2 protein-coding genes and 1 pseudogene are annotated in these 3,483 nt (G+C 58.3%); 1 reads left to right on the plus strand and 2 read right to left on the minus strand.

Going from position 1 to position 3,483, the window contains the following annotated elements; all coding sequences use genetic code 11:
• Both EN925_RS28375 and EN925_RS28380 read right to left on the minus strand, forming a co-directional pair.
• Positions 1–821 (minus strand): ABC transporter permease (locus EN925_RS28375; protein WP_206632980.1); only part of this gene is annotated, 821 nt, incomplete at its 3' end.
• A 62-nt stretch (positions 822–883) separates the two neighbouring features.
• On the minus strand, positions 884–2,563 hold the full coding sequence (locus EN925_RS28380) for an ABC transporter substrate-binding protein (RefSeq protein WP_063170379.1): 1,680 nt from the start codon (positions 2,561–2,563) through the stop codon (positions 884–886).
• 715 nt (positions 2,564–3,278) lie between these two features.
• Between EN925_RS28380 and EN925_RS28385 the strand changes: the two are divergent.
• Positions 3,279–3,483: pseudogene (locus tag EN925_RS28385) on the plus strand (IS5/IS1182 family transposase); the annotation flags it as partial.

The raw sequence follows: 3,483 nt of genomic DNA on the forward strand, positions 1-3,483 counted from the left end.
GGGTAGTCCCGTGCGTTGAGTGCTTCCACCGTCAGCCCGCCGATACCCGGCCAGGCGAAAACGGCTTCGACAGTGATGGCCCCGGCGACCACATAGCCAATATTGAGGGTGATCAAGGTCACGACCGGTAGCATTGCATTGCGAAATGCATGACGCATCAGCATTTGACCGTTGGTCAGCCCTTTCGCCCGTGCGGTTACCATGTAATCCTCGGTGAGTACGTCACTCATTGCGGCACGAGCGACGACGACGTACTGGCCGATTAGCCCAAGCGCCACCGCAGTGGCGGGAAGCGTGAGATGTTGCAGGTAGTCGAGGAACGAACCAAGAGAGCCCGTGATCAGGCCGGGCGAGTATGCACCATAGCCCGGGAGCCAACCCAATGCCGTGCTGAAGATTACCACCAGGATCATGCCGAGCCAGAAAGCCGGCGTAGAATAGAGCGCCAGAGAGGCTCCGGTTGCGATACGGTCGCCGGCTCCTCCCCGGCGCCAGCCTGCGTAGATCCCAAGCATCACCCCAATAACGATTGCCATTATCTGAGCAACCCCGACTAGGACTATGGTGTCCGGCAGGCGTTCCGCTATCAGGTCTGCGACATGCCTGCCCCTGAACTTGAAGCTGTAGCCGAAATCGCCGCGGAGTGTTGCCGACAGGTAGTCGACCGCCTGGTCCGGGAACAGCGGCCGGTCAAGGCCCCAACGTTGGTTCTGCGCCTCAATCTGCTCGGCGGTGACGCTGACGCGCGCCCCGCCAAGCAAAAGAGATGCAGGGTCACCTGGAATAACTCGGAATAGGATGAAGTTCAGGACTGCCACCATCAGGAGGGTTATAGAGGCCCTGACGATGATGCGCAGGATGTGACGGCTCCCTCCCCCTCCGTTCACGGCGCGGGCACCGGCTTCAAGCGATCGAATGGGAAGTAGCTGTCCATCGACATGATGCCTTGCTTTCCCCAACCCTCGAAGCAATCCCTCCGGTGGGCTTCGAGCAGGGTGGGGTAACATAGTACGATGTAAGGCGCTTCAGTATAAATTAGTCGCGCTGCCTGGTCGACCAGCTTTTGGTTTTTCTTGAGGTCAACGGTGACCTGCACCTCCGCGAACAGTTTGTCGAACTCCGCATTCGTCCAGTACGCCTTGTTCTTGATGCCGATGGAATTGCTGCTGCCGAAGATGAGCAGGTCTTTAGGTGTTGGGCCTTGCCAGGTATCGGAAATGAGCAGATCCCACCCTCCGCCGCCTTTCGCCGGAGCTGCGGCGCGGGCGCTCAGCGCACCGGAGTCGAGCCGAGTCACCGATACAGGGATACCGATTTGCTCCAACCAGCCAGCGATAAACTGCACTGCCGCGACCGGCATCTCTATATTTGCTGAAGGTCCAGACACCAGCTCTAGCTGGAAACTCTTCCCGTCCTTGTCCTCCCGAATGCCATCGCCGTTCGTGTCCCGGTACCCTGCGGCGTCAAGCCGGCGGTTGGCTTCGGCGAGATCGAAGTGGCGCCTGATGTCGTTCAGATCTGAATAGTAATCGGCCGCCACCGGCATTGCGAGTCCGACACCAGGGTCGGCGTGTCCGCGCATGGCTCGATCGACGATGGCCTTCTGATCGATCGCGTAGCCGAGCGCATCGCGAAACGCCGGATCCTGCAGAGCCTTGGTGCTACCTGCGCCATCTCCCGAAGCGGTGTTGAAGGCGAGATAGGTTTTCTGAGCTATGCGGGATTCACCGACTACAATGTCGGGATCCTTCGAGAGATCAGCCCACTGGGCGGACGTCAGGTAGTTGCCATAATCGAGTTCCCCGCTCTTAAGACCTTGCGCAATCGGATCGGCGGCATCGAAGGACCGCAGGATCACCCCCGCGATTTGGGGCTTCCCCGTACGGAAATAGGGGTTCGGCGTCAGGCGTGTAAACTGGCCCTGGTGAAACTCCGAAACGATCATAGGTCCCGTACCCACCAAAGGCGGATCGTTGCGGAAGGTTACGCGTGCGTCAGCATAGCTGATGTCCTTCCAAATGTGCTCGGGAACGATCATTATGATATTGTCTATTGGCCAGGTCGCGGGGAACTTGGTCACGATCTGCAAAGTCTCGTCGTCGAACGCTTTGATGGACTCGACGTTCTCAAGACCGCTGGTGCTGTTCCACCCGACGTTTAGCTCGTCGGGCTTGCCTATGGAATCGTGCAAATAACTATAAGTGAACGCCGCGTCCCTAGCGGTAGCAGGCTGGCCGTCCGACCACTTCATGCCGGGCCAGATCTTGAAGGTCCAAGTGAGGTTGTCGTCGGCGACGGACCAAGATTGGGCAAAGCCCTTTCGATCGTCGTATCGCTGGGCGTCTATGCAGACCAAGAAATCATAGCAAATAGCCAAGGGCCAAAAGGAGCCCCAAGTGGCGAAGGGGTTCATCGAATCAGGGCCTCCACCCAGTCCGCCGATTCGCAGGATGCGATCGTCGCACGACGAGGCGAACGCCCTCGAGTTAATCCCCCAAGGGGTCGCCGAAATCGCCAGCATTGCCTTCATAAGCGCACGACGATTATATGAGTATTGGCTCATTTTATCCTCCCTGTTTGCCGGCTTTATCATCACTTCATGTTCACACGACCACGATGATCTACGGCCTCAACCCGGAACATCTGGCTTCCTTTTGACGGAAGCTCCACAGTCCCCTCATTCCAGATAAGTAGCAGTGCCCAGGGGGGTGGTTCCTGCAAATTGGCCGCTGTGCCTGCATGAATCCGGCGTTTTTCTCGATTCTGGGCACAGCTAGCCAGAATTAAAGTCGATTGGCCGGTTCCAGCTCCTGGCGGCGCCCACGGACAATTCGCATATAGCAAACGAGGCAGTCATTCAGGTTCTGTTCGCGACCTCGGGTTGGAGGGTCCCGTCGAGCCGCAAACGCCTTTATCACGGATGTGTGATGTCGGAATGTCGATGCCGAAATTCCAGAGGATATCCTCTTCCGGCACACGACGGTCTAAGAGGCGTTCGACAAGCTGCGCGCCGCGCAACAACACGGAGCTTGAGCCGCCCGTTGAAAAACGATGTAAACGCTGATGGATCTCCAGCCTGATGCGTGGCCGCCAGCTCGTCGACCGTGAACTATCCGCAAGCCATTGATCTGGCCTTTTGATTGAGGCGGATAGCGTCTTTTGAATTGCAGGATTAGCGGTATTTGGACGCTGTTTTCCTGCAATTCGGTTTTGCGATTCCCTTGTGCTGCGGAGCGTGATTCACTCGGTTCGGCGGCGGCGAATCGAGGGGACGGCGAATGTCCAAGCCACGCGAGACGGGAGAGCAGGACCTGTTCCGCTCCAGGCTCGATCAGATCATCAACATGAAGCAGGCGATCGACCGGCCGGTGCTGGAGGAGCGTTTCGGCGCCGTCTATTCGGACGGCCCCGGCATGCCGCCGCTGCCGACCCGGCTGATGGCGGGGCTGGCGATCCTCAAGCACACCTTCAACCTGTCGGATG

It is taken from the genome of Mesorhizobium sp. M7A.F.Ca.US.006.04.2.1 (assembly GCF_004022915.1).
GTDB classification, from domain to species: Bacteria; Pseudomonadota; Alphaproteobacteria; order Rhizobiales; family Rhizobiaceae; genus Mesorhizobium; species Mesorhizobium ciceri.

What these genes read in the sequence shown, in the direction of transcription:
- EN925_RS28380 (WP_063170379.1), bottom strand. Translation starts at nt 2,563, where the DNA reads ATGAGCCAATACTCATATAATCGTCGTGCGCTTATGAAGGCAATGCTG.